Annotated in this window: 16 protein-coding genes and 1 pseudogene; 8 read left to right on the top strand and 9 right to left on the bottom strand. The window is 61.2% G+C overall.

Annotated elements, in window-relative coordinates; all coding sequences use genetic code 11:
• Positions 1 to 21 precede the first annotated feature (21 nt).
• From CE491_RS09620 to CE491_RS09605, 4 genes are all read right to left on the bottom strand, one after another.
• Positions 22 to 1,419 (bottom strand): efflux transporter outer membrane subunit, encoded by a 1,398-nt coding sequence (locus tag CE491_RS09620; RefSeq protein ID WP_110948124.1) that lies wholly within the window; start codon positions 1,417 to 1,419, stop codon positions 22 to 24.
• A complete protein-coding gene (locus CE491_RS09615; RefSeq protein ID WP_110948123.1) occupies positions 1,419 to 4,610 on the bottom strand; it encodes an efflux RND transporter permease subunit in 3,192 nt (1,063 codons plus the stop codon). The genes CE491_RS09620 and CE491_RS09615 overlap by 1 nt, the downstream gene beginning before the upstream one ends.
• Positions 4,611 to 4,622: 12 nt before the next feature.
• The gene (gene mexE, locus CE491_RS09610) at positions 4,623 to 5,867 is read right to left on the bottom strand and encodes a multidrug efflux RND transporter periplasmic adaptor subunit MexE (protein ID WP_110948122.1); all 1,245 of its coding nucleotides are present in this window, start codon (positions 5,865 to 5,867) and stop codon (positions 4,623 to 4,625) included.
• Between the two features lie 312 nt (positions 5,868 to 6,179).
• A complete protein-coding gene (locus tag CE491_RS09605) occupies positions 6,180 to 7,235 on the bottom strand; it encodes an aldo/keto reductase (protein ID WP_110948121.1) in 1,056 nt (351 codons plus the stop codon).
• Positions 7,236 to 7,333: 98 nt separating this feature from the next.
• Between CE491_RS09605 and CE491_RS09600 the strand changes: the two genes are divergently transcribed.
• Positions 7,334 to 7,897: a TetR/AcrR family transcriptional regulator gene (locus CE491_RS09600; RefSeq protein WP_110948120.1), complete on the top strand. Its 564-nt coding sequence runs from the start codon at positions 7,334 to 7,336 to the stop codon at positions 7,895 to 7,897.
• A gap of 95 nt (positions 7,898 to 7,992) precedes the next feature.
• Here the strand turns inward: CE491_RS09600 and CE491_RS09595 are convergent, their stop codons facing one another.
• Positions 7,993 to 8,907, bottom strand: coding sequence for a LysR family transcriptional regulator (locus CE491_RS09595; RefSeq protein WP_110948119.1), 915 nt, complete (start codon positions 8,905 to 8,907; stop codon positions 7,993 to 7,995).
• 483 nt (positions 8,908 to 9,390) lie between these two features.
• Between CE491_RS09595 and CE491_RS09590 the strand changes: the two genes are divergently transcribed.
• The 5 genes from CE491_RS09590 to pgm all read left to right on the top strand — a co-directional run bounded on the left by CE491_RS09590 (position 9,391) and on the right by pgm (position 18,362).
• Entirely contained in the window at positions 9,391 to 10,413 is a 1,023-nt protein-coding gene (locus CE491_RS09590; protein WP_110948118.1) for a zinc-dependent alcohol dehydrogenase family protein, read from the top strand.
• Positions 10,414 to 11,031: 618 nt separating this feature from the next.
• The gene (locus CE491_RS09585; RefSeq protein WP_110948117.1) at positions 11,032 to 12,537 is read left to right on the top strand and encodes a hypothetical protein; all 1,506 of its coding nucleotides are present in this window, start codon (positions 11,032 to 11,034) and stop codon (positions 12,535 to 12,537) included.
• A 91-nt stretch (positions 12,538 to 12,628) separates the two neighbouring features.
• Positions 12,629 to 14,026 (top strand): aminotransferase-like domain-containing protein, encoded by a 1,398-nt coding sequence (locus CE491_RS09580; RefSeq protein WP_110948116.1) that lies wholly within the window; start codon positions 12,629 to 12,631, stop codon positions 14,024 to 14,026.
• 77 nt (positions 14,027 to 14,103) lie between these two features.
• Positions 14,104 to 16,551 (top strand): ATP-dependent DNA helicase, encoded by a 2,448-nt coding sequence (locus tag CE491_RS09575; RefSeq protein WP_234407559.1) that lies wholly within the window; start codon positions 14,104 to 14,106, stop codon positions 16,549 to 16,551.
• Positions 16,552 to 16,715: 164 nt separating this feature from the next.
• Positions 16,716 to 18,362, top strand: a complete 1,647-nt coding sequence (gene pgm, locus CE491_RS09570; protein WP_110948115.1) for a phosphoglucomutase (alpha-D-glucose-1,6-bisphosphate-dependent) — start codon at positions 16,716 to 16,718, stop codon at positions 18,360 to 18,362.
• 70 nt (positions 18,363 to 18,432) lie between these two features.
• Here the strand turns inward: pgm and msrA are convergent, their stop codons facing one another.
• From msrA to msrB, 3 genes are all read right to left on the bottom strand, one after another.
• A complete protein-coding gene (gene msrA, locus CE491_RS09565; RefSeq protein WP_110948114.1) occupies positions 18,433 to 19,167 on the bottom strand; it encodes a peptide-methionine (S)-S-oxide reductase MsrA in 735 nt (244 codons plus the stop codon).
• 26 nt (positions 19,168 to 19,193) lie between these two features.
• On the bottom strand, positions 19,194 to 21,017 hold the full coding sequence (locus tag CE491_RS09560; RefSeq protein WP_110948113.1) for a cytochrome c biogenesis protein DipZ: 1,824 nt from the start codon (positions 21,015 to 21,017) through the stop codon (positions 19,194 to 19,196).
• Between the two features lie 113 nt (positions 21,018 to 21,130).
• Positions 21,131 to 21,646, bottom strand: a complete 516-nt coding sequence (gene msrB / locus CE491_RS09555) for a peptide-methionine (R)-S-oxide reductase MsrB (RefSeq protein WP_110948112.1) — start codon at positions 21,644 to 21,646, stop codon at positions 21,131 to 21,133.
• A gap of 194 nt (positions 21,647 to 21,840) precedes the next feature.
• Between msrB and CE491_RS09550 the strand changes: the two genes are divergently transcribed.
• Both CE491_RS09550 and CE491_RS09545 read left to right on the top strand, forming a co-directional pair.
• Complete coding sequence (locus CE491_RS09550; protein ID WP_110948111.1) at positions 21,841 to 22,581, top strand: response regulator transcription factor; 741 nt, start codon at positions 21,841 to 21,843, stop codon at positions 22,579 to 22,581.
• Positions 22,578 to 24,077 carry a sensor histidine kinase gene (locus CE491_RS09545; protein ID WP_110948110.1) on the top strand — a complete coding sequence of 500 codons (1,500 nt, stop codon included), beginning with the start codon at positions 22,578 to 22,580 and terminating at the stop codon, positions 24,075 to 24,077. The genes CE491_RS09550 and CE491_RS09545 overlap by 4 nt, the downstream gene beginning before the upstream one ends.
• 176 nt (positions 24,078 to 24,253) lie before the next feature.
• Here the strand turns inward: CE491_RS09545 and CE491_RS30720 are convergent.
• Positions 24,254 to 24,674 (bottom strand): annotated as a pseudogene (locus CE491_RS30720) (mechanosensitive ion channel protein MscS); the annotation flags it as partial.
• Positions 24,675 to 25,023 lie beyond the last annotated feature (349 nt).

Genomic DNA, 25,023 nt, shown 5'->3' with positions numbered 1-25,023 from the left:
GCCGCTACAGATCACGAAAGATCAAGCGTTAGGCTGCCATCCACCGCCAAGCGCTTTATAGATCGCCACGATGCCGCGATACAGCTCGATCTCCGCCTGCGCCTGGGTGTCTTCAGCGGCCAGGCGCTCACGTTCGGCGTCCAGTAGCACGAGAAAGTCAGCAGTGCCTTCCTTGTACTGAATGCTCGCCAGATTGGCTGCGGAGCGACTGGCCTCGCTTTGACGCACCAGCGAGACCAGACGCTGCTGACGCTTGTCGTAGTCGCTGAAGGCGTTTTCGGTTTCTTCCAGCGCCAGCAAGACTTGCTGTTCGTAGTTGGCCAGTGCGCCTTCGGCGTCGGCGTTGGCGCCGCGAATCCGCGCTCTCACACTGCCCAGGTCGAATGCCGCCCAAGTGATGCTTGGCCCAAGACCCCAGGCTTGCGCCGCACCCGAACCGATCTGCGAGCCACGGCTGGCGGTGAAGCCCAGGAAGCCGCTGAGGCTGACCCGTGGGAACAGGTCGGCAGTCTGCACACCGATGCGCGCCGTCTGTGCTGCCAATTGCCGTTCGGCACTGCGCACATCAGGACGGTTTTCCAACAGCTTGGTCGGATCACCGATCGGCAGCGCCTTGGAGATGGCCGGCAGCCTGGCAGGCGCCAGGCTTACGGTCATGGCGTCCGGGCGTTCGCCCAGCAGGGTGGCGATGCGATTACGTTCACGCACCTGCTCGGCCTGCAGTTGTGGAATGGTCGCTTCCACGGCGGCCAGACGCGCATCGGCGCGCACGACGTCGATCTCGTTGCCGACACCTTCATCGCGCAGTTGCACGGTGACGCTTCGCGAGTCCTGCTGGTTTTTCAGGTTGTCACGGGCGATGTTTTCCCGCAATTGAGCACCGCGCAGTTGCCCGTAAGCATCCACCAGCTCGGCGATCATGGTCACCTGAAGCTGATAGAGATTGGCCTCGGCCACTTGCTGATCGGCTTCGCTGGCTTCCAGTTCCCGTTGAATGCGGCCGAACAGGTCGATCTCCCAAGCCATGTCCAGACCCAGGTCGTAGCGTTCCTGATTGACCCGGTGCTCGGTCTCACCCGGCACCTGGGCGCGGCCGATTTCGCTGCTGGCGCGGCTGGTGACCACCGGCATGGCATCGTTGCTGATGTCATCGCGGATGGCACGGGCGGCTTTGAGGCGAGCGAAGGCGACGCGCAATTCGCGGTTGCCTTGCAGCGACTGAGCCACCAGCTGGTTCAGGGTCGGGTCATCGAACTGCTGCCACCAGATCGTCTCTGTGCGGTTGCGATCGTAGGTGCCCTGTGCGGCGGCCTGGATATTGGCCGCCGCGGTGTCCGGCTTCTTGTAGTCAGGGCCGACGGCACAGGCCGCCAACGCCAGCACCAACAGGCTCGGCAGGAAGAGTTTTGCAGCCTTCATCAATGAGCCTCCGGAGCGATGGTCTGAACGCGTTGAGCCTTGGCCGCCTTGCGCGCCTCTTTGCGTTCCACGAAGTTACGAATCAGCACATAGAACACAGGGGTCAACAGCAGACCGAAGAAGGTCACGCCGAGCATCCCGGAGAACACCGCCACACCCATGGCATGACGCATCTCGGCACCGGCACCGCTGGACAGCACCAAGGGCACGACACCCATGATGAACGCGAACGAGGTCATCAGGATCGGACGCAGACGCAGACGACAGGCTTCCAGAACGGCCTCCAGCGGGGTCTTGCCTTTTTCCTGTTCGTCCTTCGCGAATTCGACGATGAGGATCGCGTTCTTACAGGCCAGGCCCACCAGTACGATCAGGCCGATCTGGGTAAAGATGTTGTTGTCGCTTCCGGCGATGATCACACCGGCGATGGCCGACAGCAGGGTCATCGGCACGATCAGGATGACCGCCAGCGGCAGGCTCCAGCTTTCGTACAGAGCGGCCAGTACCAGGAACGCCAGCAGCACGCAGAGTGGGAAGACCAGCAGGGCAGTGTTACCCGACAGGATCTGTTGGTAAGTCAGGTCGGTCCACTCGTAGGTCATGCCGTTGGGCAATTCCTGTTTGAGCAGTTTTTCCATCGCCGCCTCGGCCTGACCCGAGCTGTAGCCTGGGCCTGCGGCACCGTTGATCTCGGCGGTGATGAAGCCGTTGTAGTGCATCACGCGGTCCGGGCCTGAAGTGTCGGTGACGTGCAGCAGTGTCGCCAGCGGAATCATTTCGCCCAGGTTGTTGCGCACTTTCAACTGACCGATTTGCTCGGCGTCCTGACGGAACTGCTGTTCAGCCTGGACGTTGACCTGATAGGTACGACCGAAACGGTTGAAGTCGTTGGCATACAGCGAACCCAGGTACACCTGCAGGGTGTCGAAGATGTCACTGATGGCCACGCCGTGGGTCTTGGCCTTTTCACGGTCGATCGCAGCATCGACCTGTGGAACGTTCACGGTGTAGCTGGTGAACAAGGCAGCCAGTTCCGGCACGCTGCGACTCTTGCCGATGATATTCATGGTCTCTTTATAGAGTTCGTCGTAACCCAGGTTGCCGCGGTCCTCGATCTGCAGACGGAAACCACCGATGGTCCCCAGACCCTGTACCGGAGGTGGCGGGAAGATCGCCATGTAGGCTTCCTGGATCGACGCATACTTGCCGTTGAGTGCACCGGCAATGGCACCTGCCGATTCGCTGGCCAGCTTGCGCTCATCGAACGGCTTGAGCGTCACGAACACGATGCCGGAGTTGGGGCTGTTGGTGAATCCGTTGATCGACAGCCCCGGGAACGCCACCGCACTTTCCACGCCCGGTTGTTTCAGCGCGATATCGGACATGCGTTTGATCACGTCTTCAGTGCGGTCCAGACTGGCGGCATCGGGCAGTTGCGCGAAGGCGACCAAGTACTGTTTGTCCTGCTGTGGCACGAAACCGGTGGGCGTTGTCGAGAAGCCCAGCCAGGTCATGACGATCAAGCCCGCATAGACGATCAGCGCCACGCCGCTGACGCGGATCACACGGCCCACTGCACCGACATAGCCATTGCTGGCCTTGACGAAGAAACGGTTGAATGGACGGAACAACCAGCCACCCAGCAGCTTGTCGAGCAAGCGTGAGAAGCCGTCTTTCGGAGCATCGTGGGCGCGCAGCAGTACCGCCGCCAGGGCTGGCGAAAGGGTCAGGGAGTTGAACGCCGAGATCACCGTTGAGATGGCGATGGTCAAGGCGAACTGTTTATAGAACTGTCCCGTGAGACCTGAGATGAACGCCGCCGGTACGAACACCGCACACAACACCAGCGCCGTCGCGATGATCGGGCCGGTCACTTCGCGCATCGCGATCTGTGTGGCTTCCATCGGCGGGTGACCGAGTTCGATGTTCCGCTCGACGTTCTCCACCACCACGATAGCGTCGTCCACCACGATACCGATGGCCAGTACCAGACCGAACAGCGACAGGGCGTTGAGCGAGAAGCCGAACAGGTGCATGACCGCGAACGTACCGATCAGCGACACCGGCACAGCGGCCAGTGGAATGATCGACGCGCGCCAGGTTTGCAGGAACAGGATCACCACCAGCACAACCAGGATCAGCGCTTCGAACAGGGTGTGCACCACTGCCTCGATGGAGCCGCGCACGAAGATCGTCGGGTCATAGACGATGCTGTAATCCATGCCTTCCGGGAAGCTCTTTTTCAGCAACTCCATCTCGGCGCGCACTTCGTTGGAAATGTCGATGGCGTTGGAGCCGGGACGCTGGAAGATCGGCATCGCCGCAGCGGGCTGATTGTTCAGCAACGAACGCAAAGCGTACTGATTGGAACCCAACTCGACTCTGGCCACGTCTTTGACGCGGGTGATTTCACCGTCCGGGCCTGAGCGAATGATGATGTTTTCGAACTCTTCCTCGGAAACCAGACGGCCCTGAGTGTTGATCGACATCTGGAAGCTGGTGGCGCTCGGGGAGGGCGGCGCACCCAATTGACCGGCAGCGACCTGACGGTTCTGTTCGCGAATGGCGTTGACCACGTCGGTGGCGGTGATATTGCGCGATGCAGTCTTGTTCGGGTCCAGCCAGACACGCAGCGAGTAGTCGCCCATGCCGAACAGTTGCACGTCGCCGACACCGCTCAGGCGCGCCAGCTCATCCTTGATGTTGAGCACGGCATAGTTGGACAGGTACAGCATGTCGTAGCGTTTGTCCGGAGAGGTCAGGTGGACCACCATGGTCAGGTCGGGAGACGCCTTGTCCACGGTGATACCGATCCGGGTCACTTCTTCCGGCAGTTTCGGCTCGGTCCGGGTGACACGGTTCTGCACCTGTACCTGCGCGGTATCCAGATTGGTGCCCAGGGCGAAGGTGATGGTCAGGGTCAGTTTGCCGTCGGCGGTCGCCTGCGAGGACATGTACAGCATGTTCTCGACACCGGTGATTGCCTGTTCCAGTGGCGCGGCCACGGTTTCGCCGATGACTTTCGGGTTGGCGCCGGGGAAGTTGGCGCGCACGACGACGGTCGGCGGCACGACTTCGGGGTATTCACTGATCGGTAACTGGAACAGCGAGATGGCGCCAGCGATCAGGATCAGCAGCGAAAGCACCGCCGCGAAGATCGGGCGCGTGATAAAGAATTTTGAAAAATTCATCGAGTGTGTCCCTTAACCGCGTGGCGAAGCGGCAGCGGCAACCTTGGCGTCCAGCTTGGGCTGCGCCTTGGGTTGATTGCTGGCTTCAAGTGCTTGGCGTTGCTGTTGCAGTGCGGCGAGGGTGTCGGCGCTGGCCATCTGGGTGTCTTGCGGGTCGATCGGCGAGCCGGGACGAACGCGCTGCAGGCCGCTGACGACGATGCGATCGTCTTTGGCCAGGCCGCTGCGCACGATACGCAGCCCTTCCAGTTTTGGGCCCAGGTCGACGCTGCGGTAAACCGCCTTGTTATCCTTGTCGACAACCAGCACGAACTTCTTGCCAAGGTCAGTACCGACCGCTTCGTCCTTGATCAGCATGGCTGAGTAGGTACCGCTGCCGACCAGCTTCAGACGCGCGTAGAGACCGGGTGTGTATTCACCCTTGCTGTTGTCGAACACCGCGCGGCCACGAATGGTGCCGGTGCGCGGGTTGACCTGGTTATCGACGAAGTTCATCTGGCCCTGATGCGGGTTGTCCGCTTCGTTGGACAGGCCCATGTACACCGGGCTGGTGCTGCCGCGCTTGCCGTCCCGCGCCAGTTGGTTGTACTTGAGGAACACACGCTCGTCGGCGTCGAAGTAGGCGTAGACCTTATCGGTGGAGACCACACTGGTGAGGGTGCTCTGATCGGCGGTGACGATGTTGCCAGCGGTGATTTCCGCGCGGCTGACACGGCCGGTGATCGGTGCGGTCACGCGGGTAAAGCTCAGGTTCAGTCGCGCCAGATCCAGTTGCGCCTGAATGGCGGCGACAGCGGCTTTGGATTCCTGCGCGGTGGTGGTCCGCGAGTCGGCCAGTTCCGCGGAAATCGCATTGTTGGTGCGCAGACGCTCGCCGCGTTGGGCTTCGTTGTTACTGCGTACCGACGCTGCCCTGGCCTGTTGCAGTTGAGCATCCAGACGATGCACTTCAGCTTCGAACGGGCGCGGGTCGATCTGGAACAACAGGTCGCCTTTCTTTACCAGCTCGCCGTCGGTGAATGCCACCGAATCGATCTGGCCGGAAACGCGAGGGCGGACCTGCACGGTTTCCGGGGCTTCCAGACGTGCAGTGACTTCATCCCATTCGTTGACTGGCTGTTCGAGCACCTTGGCGACGTTGACTTTTGCCGCCGCCGGGGCCTGAGCGGCCGTTTCCGGGCCTTTTCCGCAAGCGCTGAGCACCACCAGTGCCAGCGCGGCAAGGGGGTAGCGCAAAGGAGTAAGTGACTGAACCATGAGAAAATCCGCCGATGTTATTGAGATGGGCGGATTCTGTTCTCGGGGGTTTTATTGCACGAATCGAATAACACGAAGGTAAATATCAGTCGGAATGATATTTACTCTGGCGAGGGCTCTGGGGCGGGGGTTACGCCAAATGTCCCGCTCCACCCAGGAAAGCCTGGATGGGGCGGGGGCATTTTCATGGCGAGCAGTGCGTTGTGCGCTTGAGACTGGCCATCTGAGCGTTTCGATACGTTGCGTCGATTGAAGGCAGGCAGCTCGTAGCGGTCGCTTTCTGTATGCCGGGCATGTCTACCGACCGTTGCGTCATGCCACGGGTACGCTTGGAGCGTCGATCCGATCAAAATTACCGGCAGTCACAAGATCTTTTATCCTTGGATCGTCGAGCACTGTGTGAGGATACCCTCGCGCAATGGTGCTGACTTCATTCAGACGCGCCATCTGTTCAGGCGATAGGGTAACCGCCGCTGCGGCCAGGTTGGCGTTCAGTTGCGTCAGGGTGCGGGGGCCCACGATCGGCAAGGCCCCCTTGGCCGCCACCCAGGCGATGGCGATTTCGCCAGGCGTCACTGAGGCTTCTTCGGCAATCGTCATCAAGGTATCGATGATCGCGGTGCGCTGGGGACTGTTCTCCGGTTGAAATCCAGCGCCGCCCCATGCCTCGTCACGCCGGCTTTCCCCGGTGGTATTGCGATATTTGCCGGTTAACACTCCGCCACCCAAGGGGGAGTAGGCGACCAGGCCCAGACCGAGCGCCTGGCTGGCGGGGAAAAGGTCCTGCTCAGGTGCGCGCTGGACGAGACTGTGTTCGATCTGAATGCCTGCGAGGGGGACAGTGCCCCTCAACTCAGCGAGGGTGGCAGCACGAGCGACGCGCCATGCAGGGAAATTGGAAAGCCCGGCGTAAAGGATTTTTCCGGCTCTGACCAGATCATCGAAGCCTCGCATAAGCTCTTCAATCGGCGTGAAGCCGTCGTCCACATGCGCCCAGTAAAGATCGATCCGGTCAGTCTTCAGACGCTTCAGGCTTGCTTCCACCGAAGACACCATCGCTTGGCGGCTGTTTCCCGTGACCAGAATGCCGGAACTCGAGTTAGTCATGACCGAGAACTTCGTAGACAGCACGAATTCATCACGGCGTCCCGTCAGCAAGTTGCCAACCAATACCTCGGATTCACCTTCCTGATAACCATTGGCCGTGTCGATGAAGTTGCCACCAGCATCTGCATAAGCATCGAAGATACGACGGGCTTCGTCCGGATTGGCGCCATGCCCACCCCACGCCTCACCGAAATTTGCGGTCCCGAGGACAAATTCGGAAACGCGCAGACCTGTATGGTTACCAAATAGTTTATAACGCATGGTACATCCTCATCGTTGTCCCTATTGCAGCGGCGCTACAATAAAGGGATCAGTGATCCTAATATGTGGATCATTGATCCGAATGTCAAGGAGGCCCCATGCGAGCCGACGCAAAACACAACTACAGTCACATCCTGGCAACCGCTCGTGGAGTCATCGCCGAGTTTGGAACAGATGCTTCCATGCGCGACATTGCGCGCAAAGCCGACGTGGGCCTGGCGACCCTGTTTCGCCATTTTCCTACCCGCGAAGCCCTGCTCGATGCCCTGCTGCGAGAGAGTCTGGAGGAATTGACCGCAGCGGCAGCTACGCTCCAAGCGTCAACTGCACCGGACGTGGCGCTCGTCTCCTGGTTGCGCGAGGCAGTGGCGTTCGTACGTCTTTACAGCGGCGTCGTTACGCTCATGGCTGCCGCCCTGTCAGACCCGAATTCCGCGCTTCATGTGTCCTGTGCGAACTTGCGCAGCGCCGGAACGCGTTTACTCGAAAACGCCCAGGCCCACGGCATGGCGGAAAAGGAAATGACGGGAAGCGATCTGTTCGCGCTCATTGCTGCGTTGGGCTGGCTCGGTGATCAAAGCTCTTTTGCATCGCGCAGCGAGTATCTGTTCGAGGTCATCTCGAATGCAGTTCTGAGCGTTCGAACGCCACGCCAGCAGTGAAATTCATTAAGTGTTTGCTGTGAGGCCGTGCGTGAAGGCGAGTCCCGCCGGAGTACCGCCTGGCCCGCCTCGAAAACCCTGTAAAAGCCGATCCGTCACAAGCTATCTGGATCCCCGAAGAACATCTGGATCCGCGACCGCAGCCAGCGCTCGCCGGGATCGTTGTCCTGGGAGCCGCGCCAGGCCATGTGCAGCTCGAAGGTGCGTGATTCCACCGGCAGCTCTTCGGCTCGAACGCCCCCCGCTGCGGTAAGGACTGCTGCTGCATAATCGGGAACGGTGGCAACGATGTCGGTTCCGGCGATCAGGGTCGCCAGGCCGTTGAACTGCGGTACGGCCAGGACCACGTGGCGTTTGCGGCCGATCTTCTCCAGATGTTCGTCGATGAAGCCTCCCAGGTCGCCAGCGAAGGAAACCAGTGCGTGAGGGCGTGCACAGAAATCATCCAGCGTGATCGGCCCCGGCATCGAGTCGGCGCGCAGCAGTTTGGGTTTGCTGCGGCGCAGGACTTTACGCTTGGCGTTGGCAGGAAGGTCATCGGTGTAGCTGACGCCGATGGAAATCTCGCCCGACGAGAGCAGTGCGGGCATCAGGATGTAGTTGGTTCGACGCACCACCAGCACGATGCCCGGAGCTTCGGAGCGCAGACGCTTGAGTAGCGACGGCAGCAGCGCAAATTCGACTTCATCCGACAGACCGATGCGGAACACCGTCGTGCTGGTCGCCGGGTCGAAATCGGCGGCGCGGCTGACGGCGGTGGAAATGGAATCCAGCGCCGGGGAGAGCAGGCCGAAGATTTCCACGGCCCGCGCGGTGGGTTCCATGCTGCGACCGGTGCGCACGAACAATGGGTCGTCGAACAGCCCACGCAGTCGGGAGAGCGCGGCACTGATGGCTGGCTGGCCAAGAAACAGCTTTTCTGCGGCGCGGGTGACGCTGCGTTCGTGCATGAGGGTTTCGAACACGATGAGCAGGTTGAGGTCGACGCGACGCAGGTCGTTGCGATTCATGACGGGGGTCTCGGGGACATTGACATTGGTCGATACGTTGGCAGCCAGAAAGGCCAGCCAGTGTTCAGCTCAGCAAACGGGATATTAAGGGCAAAACCCGATTCTGCGCATCGTTAAATTCACCTGCAAGCATACAAACGTGTCAGCCATCACCGCCGTCGATACTTCAGCCTGAGCCGTGGAGCCGGCATCGTCACCAACCGGTACGCATTCACGAATCGGAGAATGCCCGGCGCTTGCGGGCGGTTTTTTCGCGCCGCCGAGGCGTACGTTCATCCGGAAATTGCCCGGTGGGTTGCAATGTGTGGGTGAGAAAAGAACAATGTCCGCCTTGAATACGTGGGCATTCGGTGGTTATCTAATGACCGCCTTTCAATAACGGAATCGATGACAGGCATGTCGACTATTAATAGCCACTGATAGTGTTACCGGCAGCGCCCGGATAGAGTTCATGGCATCAAGGTTCATAAGGCGAGGTTCGAAATGTCCCGCACGATCCGTTTTCATCAGTTTGGCCCGGCCGAGGTGCTCAAGGTAGAAGAGCTGCCCGTCGCGTTGCCCGCACCCGGCGAGGTGCAAGTGCGCGTCCAGGCAATCGGCGTTAGCTGGTACGACGTGCTGTGGCGACAAAATCTGGCTTCCTCCCAGGCGCGGTTGCCTGCCGGTCTGGGTTCCGAAATGGCCGGCGTGATTACTGCCGTCGGCGATGGCGTGGTTGATTTCAAAGTGGGCGACAAGGTTGCCAGTTTCCCTGCGGCCGACCCTAACGTACATCCGGTGTATGCCGAGCTGATTACGCTGCCAGCCACCTCGGTTACCCGCTACCCGGACGTTCTGACGCCTAACGAAGCGGCAGTGCATTACACCCCGATGCTGGTGGCGTATTTCGCATTCGTCGATCTGGCTCGCGCAAAGCCTGGGCAGACCGCATTGGTCACCGATGCCAGTCACTGTGCCGGCCCTGCCTTCCTGCAACTGGGCAAGGCGCTTGGCCTGAAGGTGATCGCCGCGACCAAGACCGACTCGTGCCGTGAGTACTTGCTCAAGATGGGCGCGGAAAAGGTGATCGTTACCGAGGAGCAGGATCTGCTCATGGCGATCAACAAGTACACCGACAATCGCGGCGTAGATATCGTGCTGGACGGCCTCGGCGGCCCGCAGATGTCCATACTCGGCGATGTGCTTGCACCTCGTGGCAGCCTGATCCTTTATGGCCTGCAGGGTGGCAACCAGACGCCATTCCCGGCCTGTGCGGCATTTCAGAAAAACATTCAGTTCTTCGTTCACTGCGTGGGCAACTTCACTGGCAAGCCTGAGCTGGGCATCCACCAGGATGAAGAAGCCGTCAAACGTGCACTGCGCGATATCAACCAGTTGACTGCTGACCGGGTTCTGGTGCCGCAGATCACCAAGGTGTTCCCGTTCGATCAACTCGTTGAAGCACATCGCTTGATGGATGGCTGCCCTGTGGGTGGTCGTGTGGTAGTAGAAGTCGACCCTGCCTGAGCGCAAGTCACCGCGCTCGTTCGACGATCGACGCCAGGGCCAGGCGTCGAGGTACAGGATCCGGTCACGCTTCAGGGGCCGCCCCGTTTTTTTATCGGCCACGTTGCACTCGACAAAGCCTTCCCGAATCATCAGGAAGGCTTTTTTGTTTATGCTTTGAACATAATTGAACGGCGTTGTTGTTGCCGCCGAGCCTGGCAGATAGCCCGTGGCCGTTCTAACAGTATTCATGAATAAACAACCCTGTTTAAAGTTGCCTGGTTAGTTTAAAAACTGGCGGGTAATTCCACGCGGATCTGTACCTTGTAAATGTTTTCGAGACACTGATAATAGCTCGGTCAATACAACTCAAGGAACGAGTCATGTCACACCTTTGTGTACCACCGATTCATGGGTATTACCGCAGGGTTTGGTCTGTATTCCAGACCGCACCCGAGCCGGGCCTGCCGGCGGCTCTCGATGGCGACCCTGCGGGATGCGGGCAGCCTCACGGCGATTGATCAATCCATAGGACGATGTTGTTCCCACAGTACCGATGGGCCATCGACTCTTTTATCCCGACCCACGCGTCGGGAATTCGGTGTTATCGCTTGATCGAGCAATTCAGGTATTGAAGTTATGAGTTCCATGCATGAGCAGGCCATGAACTATGTCTACCAGCAAGTGCTGCAACGCTTGTTGAGTTATTTCAATCGTGCCGAACGAACCGCACTGCAGTTATTGATTCAACGGTTGATTGTTGCCGCCGGTGGTATTGAACGGATCGGCAACTATCGCGTACTGGTGGCTTTCAGCGGCGGCAAGGACAGCGTTTATACCGTGGCCTTGTTGCGCGCCGCGCAATTGAGCATTGCCGGTCGCTCGCCAGCCACCTTTAATCTGCGGGTCGCCAACATGCGTCACGCCGGGATGACTTCGGCGGTCATGGATAACATCCATCGCTGCTATTCGGCGTTGTTTCTGCATGATGACCCCAGGGTCCAGCTGCTGGTGGTCGATCACCAGTACATCCAGAACTTTGAACCGGACTTGCCATTTTCCAGCACCGGACGCGAGCAGAATCGGTCGGACATGTTGTTGAGCGGGCACCTCACGGCAGGCGATGCCCGGACCACCTTCTGCAACGCCTGCTACCTGAGCAGGGCCGAATTCCTCGGTCGCGCTGCCAATTGGGGGGAGGGAGTCGACGCGGTGGTCAGCGGCGATTCGCTCAAGGAACAGAAACAGTACGCCGCCTGGATCACGCGTCTGGCGCGGCGCAACGGCCAAAATGTGTCCAAGTGGCACAAACTCGGTTTCAGTCACGCGCTCACGACCATCGACAGCATCGGTCGGGTGTATTACCGCGAGCTGTACGGCGAAGAATCCATGCCCAGCGATTTCATCCTGCGGCCGTTTACCCATCCGGAGAAGTCGATGGCGCCGGCCTTTTTGCCGGTTGCCGACCTGATCGGCTTCAGGGCCGAGGAGCACTGGGCGCTGCTCACGGAGTTCCTGGGTTTTCGTTTCGACGATCTGGCGTTCAGTTTCAGTGAATCCGATTGCGCCAACCCTTTGCTCATGGCCCATATGCGCGGTCTCAGGGCGCAGTTCGTGCAGGGCCGGGATTATGCGGATGGCATCGCCGAATACCTGGGGCTGGCGGCTGTGATGATGCGCCGCAAACGCATGCCCGAGCGGCTGATCCAGCAGGCTCTGGCTGCCTACGATACGCCCGAAAAAGTCGAGCAGCGCCGGGGGCTGGCTGCCGGCTATGCGCAGGAGGCATTCGGTCTCAACGAAACGCAACTGATCTGCCTGCTGTTCGCGCCGTTCGTGGATGCAGGGGCGCAACTGGAGGCGTTTTTGCGAGGCTGCCACCCCGGCATGCTGGTCGCCCTTGCGGATCTGCATCGGGCGCTGTCGGGGCAGTCGGCGCCTGATCAAGTGGTTCAGTGGCTGGTGGATGTCAGCGGACTGAGCCTCAAAGGCTTGCAAGGGTTCTATGCCAGGCGTCGGGTGGATTTCAGCGATGAGAGTTCGATCATCGCCCGCGTGCGTGCCAGCGACCCGGACAAAGGGCGCGTCACGACTGTCGATCAACGCACCGGTGAGGCAGTGGCGGAGCTGATCTCCGGTCGCTGATGTGTTTGCGCAGGAGGCGGGAGCGGCAATCCCGTGCCTGGCGCGTTTCTTTCATTGACCCTGCGCCTTGCGCATGGATGGGGTGTGTTCGATGAATAACAACAGGACCGATTTTGCCTACCAGATGGTGTATCGCTACCTGTCGCGGCTGGCCAACGAGTTGCCCGAGGGGCCTGCCGTCAAGCTGCCGTCCCTGCGTCTGCTCGCCCGGCGCCTGCGGGTGTCGATTTCAACGGTACAGAATGCCTACTCGTTGCTGGAAAAGGAGGGGCGTATCTGCTCGGTGCCCAAGTCCGGGTATTATGCGCTGCCGCAACCGTGCAACGACATTCAATGCGAGGGCGAAGATCTGCTGGAGCGCTACCAGGCCAGTACGCGACGCGCGGACATGTTCGTGTTCGGCGCTGACGAGCCGACGCTGTTGCAGTCTCTGGACGGTGCGCTACTAAGCCTGGAACGCGAGCTCATGCGGCATTACCCCTGCCAGTCCGATCCGCGCTTTCAGCCTTTCGGTGATGTCGAGCTGCGTGCGGCACTGGCGGCTTACTACACCTCCAGCGCCCAACATTGCTGGCACCCGGACAACGTGTTTATCGGGCCGGACAAGATCGGCGTGCTGAAAACCGTGCTCAAGGCTCTGCAGCTTCGTGATTGTGCGGTGCTGGTCGAGTCGCCTTGCAGCTGGACTATCCTGCGCACCCTGCAGTCCTTCGGCATTCGAGTCATTGAGCTGTGTACGGATGTCGAAGGGGTGATCGACGCGGACGAACTGGACGGTCTGCTACGCCACGGGGACGTGAAGCTGGCGATTCTGTCGTCGCGGATGGACACCGTTCGTGGCCGGATGCTGGGAGCCGATCAGCGCATGCGCCTGGCGCAGGTGCTCAATCGTCACGGGCTTTGGGTGCTGGAAAACGACAGCCAGGGTGAGCTGTGTTTCGATGAGCAGTTCACTCCGCTACGCGACCTGATCGACCCCCAGCGACTGCTGATCGTTGGTGCATTCGACAAGACCATCGGTCTGGAGGCGCCATTTGGCTACCTGCTGACCCGGCATTCCCGCGCCTTGTGGCACAGGCAGCTGCTGTTACGCTCGTTTCGTCTGCCGCGCATTCGCCAGAAAGCCATCGCGCGCCTGTACAGTTCCGGCCAACTGGAGCGGCATCTTCACGGCCTGCGCCAGTGCCTGAAGCAGCGGGTGGATCATCTGGCGTTGATGATCGGCGACTTTCTCGGCGAGGACGTGACCTTCGATCCTCCTCAGGGCGGCGCGACCATCTGGGTCAACAGTCGACACCGCGTGGACATGAGGCGCGTGTTCGAGCGTCTGCTGGAGCAACGCATCGTCATCGCGCCGGGAGAGCTGTTCAGCGTGCGCGGACTGCACCAGCAGAGTCTGTGCCTCAGCGGCGCCGCGGACTGGAGCCAGAATATCGAGTCGATGTTGGTGATCATCAGGAACGCGCTGGTGCAGGAGCGGTTGGTGTAGTGGCCAGGAGCAGCGCGGCGTGCCGGCGGTAACGATTTCCCAGGCGCCATCGCGGGCCAGCCGAACGGCTACAGACTATGCGTCTGTTTGACATTCCTCCGCCGCCGATCCATTTCCGTTTGCCACAAACGCCACGCAGCTGTTATCTGTATGCCCGTCCAGTATCCAGACTCAGCGCGCCCCTGCCTCCAGTGACTTCTCTGCTTTCGATCACATCCCCCTCCGACGCCGACCTGCCGAGCGCACCGGCCGCGCCTGCGGTCGAGCCGCAGGTGGGGTATTCGGTGGCGGTGCGGGCGTTGTGTGAATTCACCGCCAAGGTGGGCGATCTCGATCTGCGTTTCACACCGTCTCCTACCGCGCAGGAGGGCATCGTCGGGCATCGCACAGTCGCCGCAAGACGGGGTCCGCAATATCAGTCCGAAGTCTCGCTGTCCGGTGCTTATCACGAGTTGAACGTGCGGGGCAGGGCGGACGGTTACGATGCTGCGCTCAATCAGCTGGAAGAAGTGAAGACCTATCGCGGCGATCTGGACAAAATGCCCGCCAACCATCGGCAGCTGCACTGGGCACAGGCCAAGGTTTACGGTTGGCTGATCTGCCAGCAGTTGCAATTGGCCGAAGTGAACATCGCGCTGGTGTACTTCAACATCGTCAACGAGCAGGAAACCCTGATTCGCGAGCGTTGTACGGCGTCGCAGTTGCAGGCGTTCTTCGAAGCCCAATGCGGGATTTTCCTGCACTGGGCGCGTCAGGAACTGGCCCATGTCCAATCGCGCAATCTGGGGCTGACCGAACTCAAGTTCCCACATCCAGCATTTCGCAACGGCCAGCGCGTGCTTGCCGAGTCGGTGTACAAGGCAGTCAGCACCGGGCGCTGCCTGATGGCTCAGGCGCCGACCGGCATCGGCAAAACCATTGGCACCGTGTTTCCGATGCTCAAGGCTGCGCCAAGCCAGAAGCTGGATAAGGTATTCTTCCTCACCGCCAAGACCCCCGGCCGCAAGCTGGCACTGGACGCCCTGAGCGTGATCGGCCGCAGTGCGCCGCAACTGCAGTTGCGGGTGCTTGAAATGGTGGCCCGCGACAAGGCCTGCGAATACCCGACCAACGCCTGCAACGGTGATTCCTGTCCCTTGGCCAAAGGCTTTTACGATCGGTTGCCCGCCGCACGCAGCGAGGCCGTCGATAACCCGTGGCTGGATCAGGCCGGCCTGCGGGAAGTGGCGCTGCGGCATCAAGTGTGTCCGTATTACCTGAGCCAGGAGCTGGCGCGCTGGTCGGATGTGGTGATCGCCGACTACAACTATTACTTCGACCTGAGCGCCTTGCTGTTCGGGCTGTGCCAGTTCAACCAGTGGCGGGTCGCGGTGCTGGTGGACGAGGCGCACAACATGGTCGAGCGCGCGCGGCAGATGTACAGCGCAAGTCTCGATCAATACACCCTGAATCAGCTACGGCAAAGCGCGCCGGAGCCACTGAAGAAGTCCCTGCAGCGGCTGAGCCGCGAATGGAACGCCCTGCATAAAGAGCAGGTGGCGCCGTATCAGGCCTATCCCGACACGCCGTCAAAGTTTCTCGCCAGCCTGAATCTGTGCGTCGCGGCCTTCGGCGACTATTTCAATGATCACCCTCACGCCGCCAGCGGCGAGTTGCAGAGCTTCTACTTCGAAGCGATTCAGTTCGGTCGCATCGCTGAACTGTTCGACGAGCATTACCTGTTCGACATCAGCAAACGTGAACTGGGCAGCAGCAAGGCGCTCTCGAGATTGACGCTGCGCAATGTGGTGCCCGCCGGATTCATTCGCCCACGGCTGACAGCGGCGCGCAGCACCACGCTGTTTTCAGCCACGCTCAACCCCCGGCATTTCTACCGTGACCTGCTGGGCCTGCCTGACGACACAGCCTGGGTCGACGTCGAATCGCCCTTTGTACGTGAACAGCTGGACGTGCATATCGTCAGTCGCATCTCTACGCGCTACACCCATCGTCAGGCCTCGCTCGCGCCGATCGTCGAGCTGATGGCCGAACAGTTTCGCGCGCGGCCGGGCAATTACCTGGCATTCTTCAGCAGCTTCGATTACCTGCAACAGGTCGCCGAATTGATGCGCGCAACCCATCCGGGCATCCCGATGTGGCAGCAATCCCGAGGCATGGCCGAGACCGAACGCCATGCGTTCCTCGAGCGCTTCACGCCGCAGAGTCAGGGCATCGGTTTCGCGGTATTGGGCGGTGCGTTCGGCGAGGGCATCGACTTGCCGGGTGCGCGACTGATCGGCGCGTTCATCGCGACCCTGGGCCTGGCGCAGATCAATCCGGTCAACGAGCAACTCAAACGGCGCATGAGCCTGTTATTCGGCGCCGGTTATGACTACACCTATCTCTACCCCGGCATGCAGAAAGTGGTGCAGGCGGCGGGCAGGGTGATTCGCGGTCAGGATGACCGGGGCGTGGTGATGCTGATCGACGACCGTTTTGCCGAGCGCAAGGTTCAGCAGCTGTTGCCGAGCTGGTGGCAGCTGTAGAACCGCTCCGATAAACGGGCGGTTCCGATAAATGTGTCAGGGGGTTACGGATCGATAGCCAAGCAAGGCGGTCAAACTGCCAGTAAACTGCCGCGCTACAGGCATTTTTTCTTTCGCTGCGCCCATTTTTCTATTCCACGGTTTTCCATCCACGGAGGTTTCGCATGAGTATCAGTCCATTCGCAGGTAAACAGGCGCCTGCAGAATTGCTGGTCGATCTTCCTCGTCTGGTGACGGCGTACTACACCGGTCAGCCGGACGCTTCGGTCGCCACGCAGCGGGTTTCCTTTGGCACTTCCGGTCACCGTGGCAGCTCGTTCGACCTGAGCTTCAACGAATGGCACGTCCTGGCGATCAGTCAGGCGATCTGCCTGTACCGTCAAGCCAACGGCATCGATGGCCCGCTGTTCCTCGGTGCCGACACCCATGCGCTGTCAACACCCGCCGCCGCTTCGGCGCTGGAAGTGCTGGCGGCCAACGGGGTCAACGTGATGATTTCCGAAGGCGATGAATACACGCCGACACCGGCCGTGTCCCACGCCATCATCTGCTACAACCGGGGCCGCACCTCTGGCCTGGCCGACGGTATCGTCATCACCCCGTCGCACAACCCGCCGGAAAGCGGCGGCTTCAAGTACAACCCTACCAACGGTGGCCCGGCCGACTCGCACATCACCAAGTGGATCGAGACCAAGGCCAACGAACTGCTCGCCGAGAAGATCATCGGTGTGACCCGCATGACGCTTGAGAAGGCCCTGCGCGCCGACACCACCCATCGTCATGACTACCTGAACACCTACGTCGCCGACCTGAAAAACGTCATCGACATGGACGCCATCCGTGGCGCCAACCTGCGTCTGGGCGTCGATCCGCTGGGTGGCGCCGGCGTGCGTTACTGGTCGGCGATCGGTGAGCACTACGGCCTGAACCTGGAAGTGGTGAACAAATTCGTCGATCCGACTTTCCGCTTCATGAGCGTCGACTGGGACGGCAAGATCCGTATGGACCCGTCGTCGAACTTCGCCATGCAAAGCCTGATCGGCCTGAAAGATCGCTTCCAGGTAGCTTTCGCCTGCGACCCGGACCACGACCGCCACGGCATCGTGACGCCCACCGGGGGCTTGCTGGCGCCGAACAACTACCTGGCGGTGTCCATCGATTACCTGTTCCAGAACCGTCCTGAGTGGCGCGCCGATGCGGCTGTCGGCAAGACCGTGGTCAGCAGCGGCATGATCGATCGCGTGACCCAACGCCTGGGCCGTCGTTTGTATGAAGTGCCGGTGGGCTTCAAGTTCTTCGCTGAAGGCCTGTATGAAGGCACGCTGGGCTTTGGTGGCGAGGAGAGCGCGGGTGCGTCGTTCCTGCGTCGTGACGGCACGGTATGGACCACTGACAAGGATGGTCTGATTCCGGCGCTGCTGGCCGCGGAAATACGTGCTCGCAAAGGCCGCGACCCAAGCGAGATGTACACGGCGCTGACCGATGAGCTGGGCGAGCCGGTATCGACCCGGGTCGAGGCCAAGGCCAACTTCGAGCAGAAGGCGCTGTTGAGCAAGCTGTCGCCGGAGCAGGTCACTTCGACCGAACTGGCCGGAGAGAAGATCGAAAGCATCCTGAGCAAGGCGCCGGGTAACGATCAGGCGATTGGCGGTTTGAAGGTCATCACTGAAAACGGCTGGTTTGCCGCACGTCCGTCGGGCACCGAGGATATCTACAAGATCTACGCCGAGAGCTTCAAGGGCGAAGATCACCTCAAGCGTCTGGTGGCCGAGGCGCAGGTGTTGGTGGATGGCGCAATCGCGCCGAAGTAACAGGCAGCGAGCGTCGCGGCAAGGGCCGGCGTCATTACGCTGGCCCTTGTGTTTTTACAGGCTCGTGCTTTTACATGGACGTCTTCAGCAGCACCGGCTGTTCGCTATAGCGCTCGGCGAATAGTTGTTTCAACTGACCGACCTTCGGCAAGTCGTTGACCACGATGTACGGATAAGTCGGGTGGGCGGTCAGAAAGTTCTGATGATAGTTTTCTGCCGGATAGAACCCGTTGTACTGCTCGATTTTGGTCACGATCGGCGCACTGAATGATTTGGCCGCATCCAGCTGAGCGATGTAAGCCTGCGCCACGGTCTGTTGTTCGGGGCTTTCCGGGAAGATCGCTGAACGATATTGCGTGCCGTGATCCGGACCCTGGCGGTTGAGTTCGGTCGGGTTATGGGCCACTGAGAAGAAAATCTGCAGCAGCGTGCCGTAGCTGACCTGCGACGGATCAAACGTGATTTCAACCGATTCGGCATGCCCGGTGTCGCCCTCGCTCACGCGTTCATATTGCGCGGTATCCGCCTTGCCTCCGGCGTAGCCCGAAACCACCTTCTTCACCCCTTGCACATGCTGGAACACCCCCTGGACGCCCCAGAAACAACCGCCCGCCAGCACCGCCGTTTCCGTGCCTGAGGTACTGACCATTTCGTCTTTCTGCGGCGGCGCAATGCTCACCGCGTCTTCGCCCGCGAACGAACAGGCAGCGGTTTGCAGCAATACGGCTCCGGCGAGCAGGCGCAGGCTCGTACGGCGCCAGGCGGACAGTGCAGCGGTGAGGCTTGAGACGCTGAATCTTTTCATGTCGGACACTCCTGAAACGTGGCGAATCAACCGAACGTGAAGGCGTAGGCGGACACGCCCGGGTCACTGAATTCGATGGTGAAGGTATGGTCGGCAACATCGCCCGGTTGGCGCACCAGTTGGTACAGCCGCTGTTCGGTCACCGTGCCGCTGCCATCGGGGGCGACGTCGGTGCCGTGGGCCTGCCCAGGCACCTGACCGTCGATGGAGACCTTGAAGCGCACCGGTTTGCCATCGCTACCAGGGCCCAGCACCAGATGCAGGTCGCGGGCGTGGAAGCGGTAGATGATCTTGCCGTTCGCGGCGTTCAGGCTGGCGCGTTCGGAGCCGATGTTCCACTGGCCGTCCAGCCCCCAACTGTTCAGCGCCAGGTTTTGCGGCGTGCTGTAGCTGGCGACGCGATCACCCCTGGCGCCGCCGGGAGAGACGAAGTTCTCGGCGCGCTCGAAGCCCAGATAGGTCTCTGGGGATTTGACTTCGCCCATGTCCGCCGCCTGTTGTACGCCGTTGCCGTTGGCATCGATCAGGTCGGTGGTGATCTGATTGTGACCGGCTTCGCGCAGCAGTTCTTGAATCACTCGCTCGGATTCATCGTAGGCGCCTTCACCAAAGTGGTGATAACGGATCTGACCCTTGGCATCGGCGAAGTAGTGGGCTGGCCAGTACTGGTTATCGAAAGCGCGCCAGATCTTGTAGTCGTTGTCGATGGCCACCGGATAGTTGATGCCCAGATCGGCCATGGCCTTGGTGACGTTCTTCACATCGCGTTCGAAAGCGAATTCAGGGGCATGCACACCGATCACCACCAGGCCCTGATCGCGGTATCTGTCGGCCCATGCCTTAACGTAGGGCAGGGTGCGCAGGCAGTTGATGCACGAGTAGGTCCAGAAGTCGACCAGTACCACCTTGCCCTTGAGCTGCTCGGCCGTCAGCGGCGCCGAGTTCAACCATTGCACCGCTCCGTCGAGCGGCGGTAATTGGCCTTCGACGGGCAGGCTCTGGGTGCTGTTTTTCGCCGCCATCATCGCTCCGGATACCTGCATGCCGGCGCCAGCCTCGTCCTTGCCGGGGATGTTCTGCGCCATCATCGCGCCGCCTTGCAGATTGCTGCCTTGGAACGGCGATGTGTTGCCGGTCAGGCGGCCGACCAGCGACTGTTCAAGGCCGCCTGTGGAGGCCGTCGAGATGCGGGCGAGAATGCCGGTGTCCAGGCCCAGCGCGATGGCCGCGACGCCGGCCAGCATCGCCGCGCCCAGACCGCGACGAATCCACTCGCCAGCGCCCAACGAGCGCTTCATCGCGCTCAATACCCTGCCGCCCAACAGCAGCGCCAGAGCCAGCGAGGTTGCCGCCCCTGCGGCGTAGGCCAGCAGCAACAGGGTGGTGCCGACACTGGCGCCTTGCAGCGCCGCGCCGGTCAGCACCAGCCCCAGGATCGGGCCCGCGCAGGGTGCCCAGAGCAGGCCGGTGGCGACGCCGATCATGAACGAGGCCCAGGGGCTTGGTCTGGCATCCACCGCTGCGTTCTCCGACAGCCGACTGCCGGCGGCCACCAGAGGGCGGGTCAGACGCTCAGCCAGTTTCGGCAGCAACAAGGTAAGTCCGAACAACGCGACGAAAATCAGCGCCAGGCCGCGGCCATATTGGTTCAGCTGCACCACCCAGCCGCCGCCGACCGCCGCGAGCGTGGCCACCAGGGCAAAGGTCACGGCCATGCCCGCCAGCAACGGCAAGCCACTGCGCATGAAGGGTTGACCGGTGCGAGCGAAGACGAACGGCAGCACGGGCAGGATGCACGGGCTGATGATGGTCAGCACGCCGCCGAGGTAGGCGAGGATGATTAGCAACATGGGTTAAATCCCTTCAGGTGGATCAAGTATTTACGCGCGGGTGATGGCGGTGGAGAACCCGTGGGACTGAGCAAGCTCGCCCCCACAGGTCCGGGTGCATTTCGAATGATTCATTACGCCTGCTCGGTAAAGCTCATTGCCAGGCCATTCATGCAATAGCGCAGCCCGGTGGGTTTCGGGCCGTCGGTGAACACGTGGCCCAGATGCCCGCCGCAGCGGCGGCAATGAATTTCCTTGCGCAGCACGCCGAACGAAGTGTCGGTGCGGATCGCGGTGGCGTTGTCCAACGGTGCCCAGAAGCTCGGCCAGCCGGTATGGCTGTCGAATTTGGTGGTCGAGGAAAACAGCTGCAACTGGCAGCCAGCACAGGCAAACGTGCCGCTGCGATGCTCGTCGTTCAACGGGCTGCTGTAAGGCCGCTCAGTGGCCTCGCGGCGCAGCACCTGAAACTGATCGTCATTGAGCAGCGCGTGCCATTCGGCGTCGCTGTGGCTGACCTCGAAGGTGCCGACAGCAGCGTCCCGAGGCACGATGGTCTCGCCGTCGGCGAACTTGGGCAGGACGCCAAGCGCGATGGCAGCCACGCCGGCGCTGCTGCTCAGCACCATGAACTGTCTTCTCGAAAGCATGAGGGTGTCTCCTTGGCACGGCCCGTGCGGGATAGCGCCTTGATTCGATGAGGCTGTGAGGTGATGAAGCAAGACTAGGCGCGGGCTGTTCCCGGAATCCTCACCGAGAGTTAAACAATTCGTGATAACTGACGACGGCCAAAGTCGGCACAATGGCGGCATCGCGCATTCAGCGCCGGCAAGGTTTGCTTTCAATGGATCAGCCCAAACGCATTCTGGTGGTCGAGGACGATAGCCATATCGCCGACCTGATTTGCCTGCATCTGCGCGATGAGCACTTCGAAGTGGTGCACAGCGCCGACGGTGAGAAGGGCCTGCGTCTGCTGGAGCAGGGCGGCTGGGATGCGCTGATCCTCGACCTGATGCTGCCCGGCGTCGACGGTCTGGAGATCTGTCGCCGCGCCCGAGCCATGACCCGCTACACGCCGATCATCATCACCAGCGCACGTTCCAGCGAAATGCACCGGATTCTCGGCCTCGAGCTAGGCGCTGACGATTACCTGGCCAAACCCTTCTCGATGATGGAACTGGTGGCGCGGGTCAAGGCGTTGCTGCGCCGCGTAGACGCCATGGCGCGCAACCTGAAGATGGACGCGGGGAGTCTGTCCAGCGCCGGGCTGTTCATCGACCCGCTGACCCGTGAGGCGTCACTGGACGGCCGTCTGCTGGACCTGACGCCCCGGGAGTTCGACCTGCTGTACTTCTTCGCCCGCCAGCCCGGCAAGGTGTTTTCGCGGCTGGACCTGCTGAACTCGGTCTGGGGCTACAACCACGAAGGCTACGAGCACACCGTCAATACCCACATCAATCGCTTGCGGGCCAAGATCGAGACCGACCCGGCGCAGCCGTTGCGCATTCTCACGGTCTGGGGGCGGGGCTATAAGTTCGCGGCTCCCGGCGACGGTGCTGGTGAAAAAACGGGAGACGCCTCTTGAACATGACCCTGACCCAGCGTCTGTCCGTGGTGTTCGCGTTCTTGCTGCTGATCTGCTGTGGCACCTCGGTGCTGTTGCAAGTGCGCTCGAACAAGATGCATGAGCTGGAAGTGGTGCAGGGGCTGTCTCGGGAGCTCGCCCAGCACATCGCCCGCGACACTCAGCTGATGGACGCCAACGGCCTGAAGCCGGACGCGGTGCGCGAGCTGTTCAGCCAGCTGATGCTGGTCAACCCCAGCGTGGAAGTGTATCTGCTGGATGGCGACGGCAAGATCGTCGGCGACGCCGCACCCAAGGATCGTGTGCTGCGTGATCGTGTCGATCTGGCTCCGGTTCGCAGGCTCCTGGCTGGCGATCCGTTGCCCATCCTCGGCGACGATCCGCGCAGCATGGAGGCGCGCAAGGTGTTCAGCGCCGCGCCGCTGATGGTCATGGGGCGTCCGGCCGGTTTTCTCTATGTGGTGCTGTTGGGTGAAGCCCATGACCGCTTCGCCGAGCGCGGCGCCACCAGTGAGGCCTTGAGTACAGCGCTGTGGTCGATTGGGTTAATCGCTTTGCTGTGTCTGCTGGCGGGTCTTGCCGCCTTCGGCTGGATCACCCGGCCGTTGCGTCGCCTGACCGACTTGGTGAGCCATTTCGACGTCAATGCGGTGCCGGTGACCCTGCCCGCTGCGGCTGCGGCTGCGGAGCATAGGGGTAAGGGGCATGACGAGATCGCGGTGCTCGATGCAACGTTCAAACAGATGCAGAACCGCCTGAGCGAACAGTGGCAGACCCTGACCCGCCAGAGCCAGGACCGTCGCGAGCTGGTGGCGAACATCTCCCACGACCTGCGCACGCCACTGGCCTCGCTGCATGGTTACCTCGAAGTGCTGTCAGTCAAGGATGCCAGCCTGAGCGTCGAGGAGCGGCGACGTTATCTGGGCATCGCCCTCGACCAGAGCCGCAAGGTGGGAGGGCTGGCGCAATCGCTGCTGGAGCTGGTGCGCCTGGAGCATGGTTTCGTGGTGCCGGTGGTGGAGCGGTTTTCGCTGACCGACCTGGTGCAGGACATCTTCCAGAAGTTCGAACTCAGCGCCGAAGCCAAGGCCGTGACCCTGATGCCGAATTTCGCGCCGTCGATTCCGGGCGTGCATGCGGACCTGGGGCTGATCGAGCGGGTGCTGACCAACCTGCTGGACAACGCCTTGCGGCACACGCCCGCCGAGGGCGAGGTGAAGGTGTCGTTGCTCCCCAAAGGGTGCTTCATCGAGGTGACGGTCAGTGACAGCGGGCCGGGGATTGCCGCTGAGCTGCGCGAAGGGCTGTTCCTGCGCCCGTTCAACATCGGCGGGGCACGGCGCGATGGCGGCTTGGGGTTGCGTATCGTGCATCAGATCCTGCAATTGCACGGGCACCGGATTGAGCTGATGGATGTGCCGGGGCAGGGCGCGACGTTCCGGTTTGCTTTGCCGATTGATCAGCAGACCGCAGAGCGGATGTTGCCGAAGGATTAGGAACCCGCAACCCGGCTGCCTCATCTGTCGCTTTCGCTGCCGTCGTAACCTGCGGCCTCTCCACAGGATTTGCGTCGGGCTGCAGAGTTGCATCGGACATCGAACGTGTGGGAGCTGCTGGAGCTGTGCGACAGCCGCGAAAGCGGTGGGTCAGTTGCGGATGAGTCGCCTGACGCCCCCGCGTTCGCCAGCAGGCCCTTCACCGGCAGCGGCAATACGTAACCCGCTGCGGCGACGATGGCGATCAGAAAAACCACCGCGCCAATGCCCTCCTGCAACAGCCGCCCGCTGTGACCGACCCGTCCGGTCAACAACAGACCCAGAAGCACTGTGAGCGTTCGCGCGGCGTACATCCACCAGACGATGGCCAGCGCGCTGGCGCCGTATTGCATGGCGCTGTTGTCGGGCCATGGTCGGTGCCTCCAGCGGGCTGACGCCGGCGCTGATGATTACCAGGCTGTAGGCCACGAACCCCGCAAGGCGAATGCCGATTCGGGTGATCCGGTGGCGGTCGGCCAAAAGATGCCAGGCCAGCACATCGGCCAGAAGCAACAGCAGGCTCCAGGGCAGGGCGTAATGGGGAACGGCTGAAGGCATGAACGGATTTCCACTGCAAAGACGCAAGTCGCTGCGGCACGGGCGGATGGCCGGCAGATACCGCGGCGATGGCAGGTACAGCGGCGGCGAAATGTCTATAACCGATGGCGTGCGGGCTGGGTTGTCGCGGTGGCTACCGCTTGCGGCTTTTTGTGGACGCAAATTCACAGGCGAGGGTGGGACAGGGTCAGGCACCTCGTGTTCCTGGGCCATTTTTCGCGAATGAATTCGCGTCCACAACAGGATCGGTGGCCAGTACCGGCTCCCAATATCGCAGGCCATGGGACCGGCAGTGAAACAAGCACATCGCTTCAATCGCACGGTCACGGCGCACGTCGATTATTGGCGG

It is taken from the genome of Pseudomonas bohemica (assembly GCF_002934685.1).
GTDB classification, from domain to species: Bacteria; Pseudomonadota; Gammaproteobacteria; order Pseudomonadales; family Pseudomonadaceae; genus Aquipseudomonas; species Aquipseudomonas bohemica.
Note: the sequence above shows the minus strand (reverse complement) of the source record. Positions and strands in the feature narration are given on the sequence as shown.

Excerpts from the sequence above, each read along its gene's own strand:
- CE491_RS09620 (WP_110948124.1), bottom strand. The coding sequence starts at position 1,419 with ATGAAGGCTGCAAAACTCTTCCTGCCGAGCCTGTTGGTGCTGGCGTTG.
- CE491_RS09615 (WP_110948123.1), bottom strand. The coding sequence starts at position 4,610 with ATGAATTTTTCAAAATTCTTTATCACGCGCCCGATCTTCGCGGCGGTG.
- mexE (WP_110948122.1), bottom strand. The coding sequence starts at position 5,867 with ATGGTTCAGTCACTTACTCCTTTGCGCTACCCCCTTGCCGCGCTGGCA.
- CE491_RS09605 (WP_110948121.1), bottom strand. The coding sequence starts at position 7,235 with ATGCGTTATAAACTATTTGGTAACCATACAGGTCTGCGCGTTTCCGAA.
- CE491_RS09600 (WP_110948120.1), top strand. The coding sequence starts at position 7,334 with ATGCGAGCCGACGCAAAACACAACTACAGTCACATCCTGGCAACCGCT.
- CE491_RS09595 (WP_110948119.1), bottom strand. The coding sequence starts at position 8,907 with ATGAATCGCAACGACCTGCGTCGCGTCGACCTCAACCTGCTCATCGTG.
- CE491_RS09590 (WP_110948118.1), top strand. The coding sequence starts at position 9,391 with ATGTCCCGCACGATCCGTTTTCATCAGTTTGGCCCGGCCGAGGTGCTC.
- CE491_RS09585 (WP_110948117.1), top strand. The coding sequence starts at position 11,032 with ATGAGTTCCATGCATGAGCAGGCCATGAACTATGTCTACCAGCAAGTG.
- CE491_RS09580 (WP_110948116.1), top strand. The coding sequence starts at position 12,629 with ATGAATAACAACAGGACCGATTTTGCCTACCAGATGGTGTATCGCTAC.
- CE491_RS09575 (WP_234407559.1), top strand. The coding sequence starts at position 14,104 with ATGCGTCTGTTTGACATTCCTCCGCCGCCGATCCATTTCCGTTTGCCA.
- pgm (WP_110948115.1), top strand. The coding sequence starts at position 16,716 with ATGAGTATCAGTCCATTCGCAGGTAAACAGGCGCCTGCAGAATTGCTG.
- msrA (WP_110948114.1), bottom strand. The coding sequence starts at position 19,167 with ATGAAAAGATTCAGCGTCTCAAGCCTCACCGCTGCACTGTCCGCCTGG.
- CE491_RS09560 (WP_110948113.1), bottom strand. The coding sequence starts at position 21,017 with ATGTTGCTAATCATCCTCGCCTACCTCGGCGGCGTGCTGACCATCATC.
- msrB (WP_110948112.1), bottom strand. The coding sequence starts at position 21,646 with ATGCTTTCGAGAAGACAGTTCATGGTGCTGAGCAGCAGCGCCGGCGTG.
- CE491_RS09550 (WP_110948111.1), top strand. The coding sequence starts at position 21,841 with ATGGATCAGCCCAAACGCATTCTGGTGGTCGAGGACGATAGCCATATC.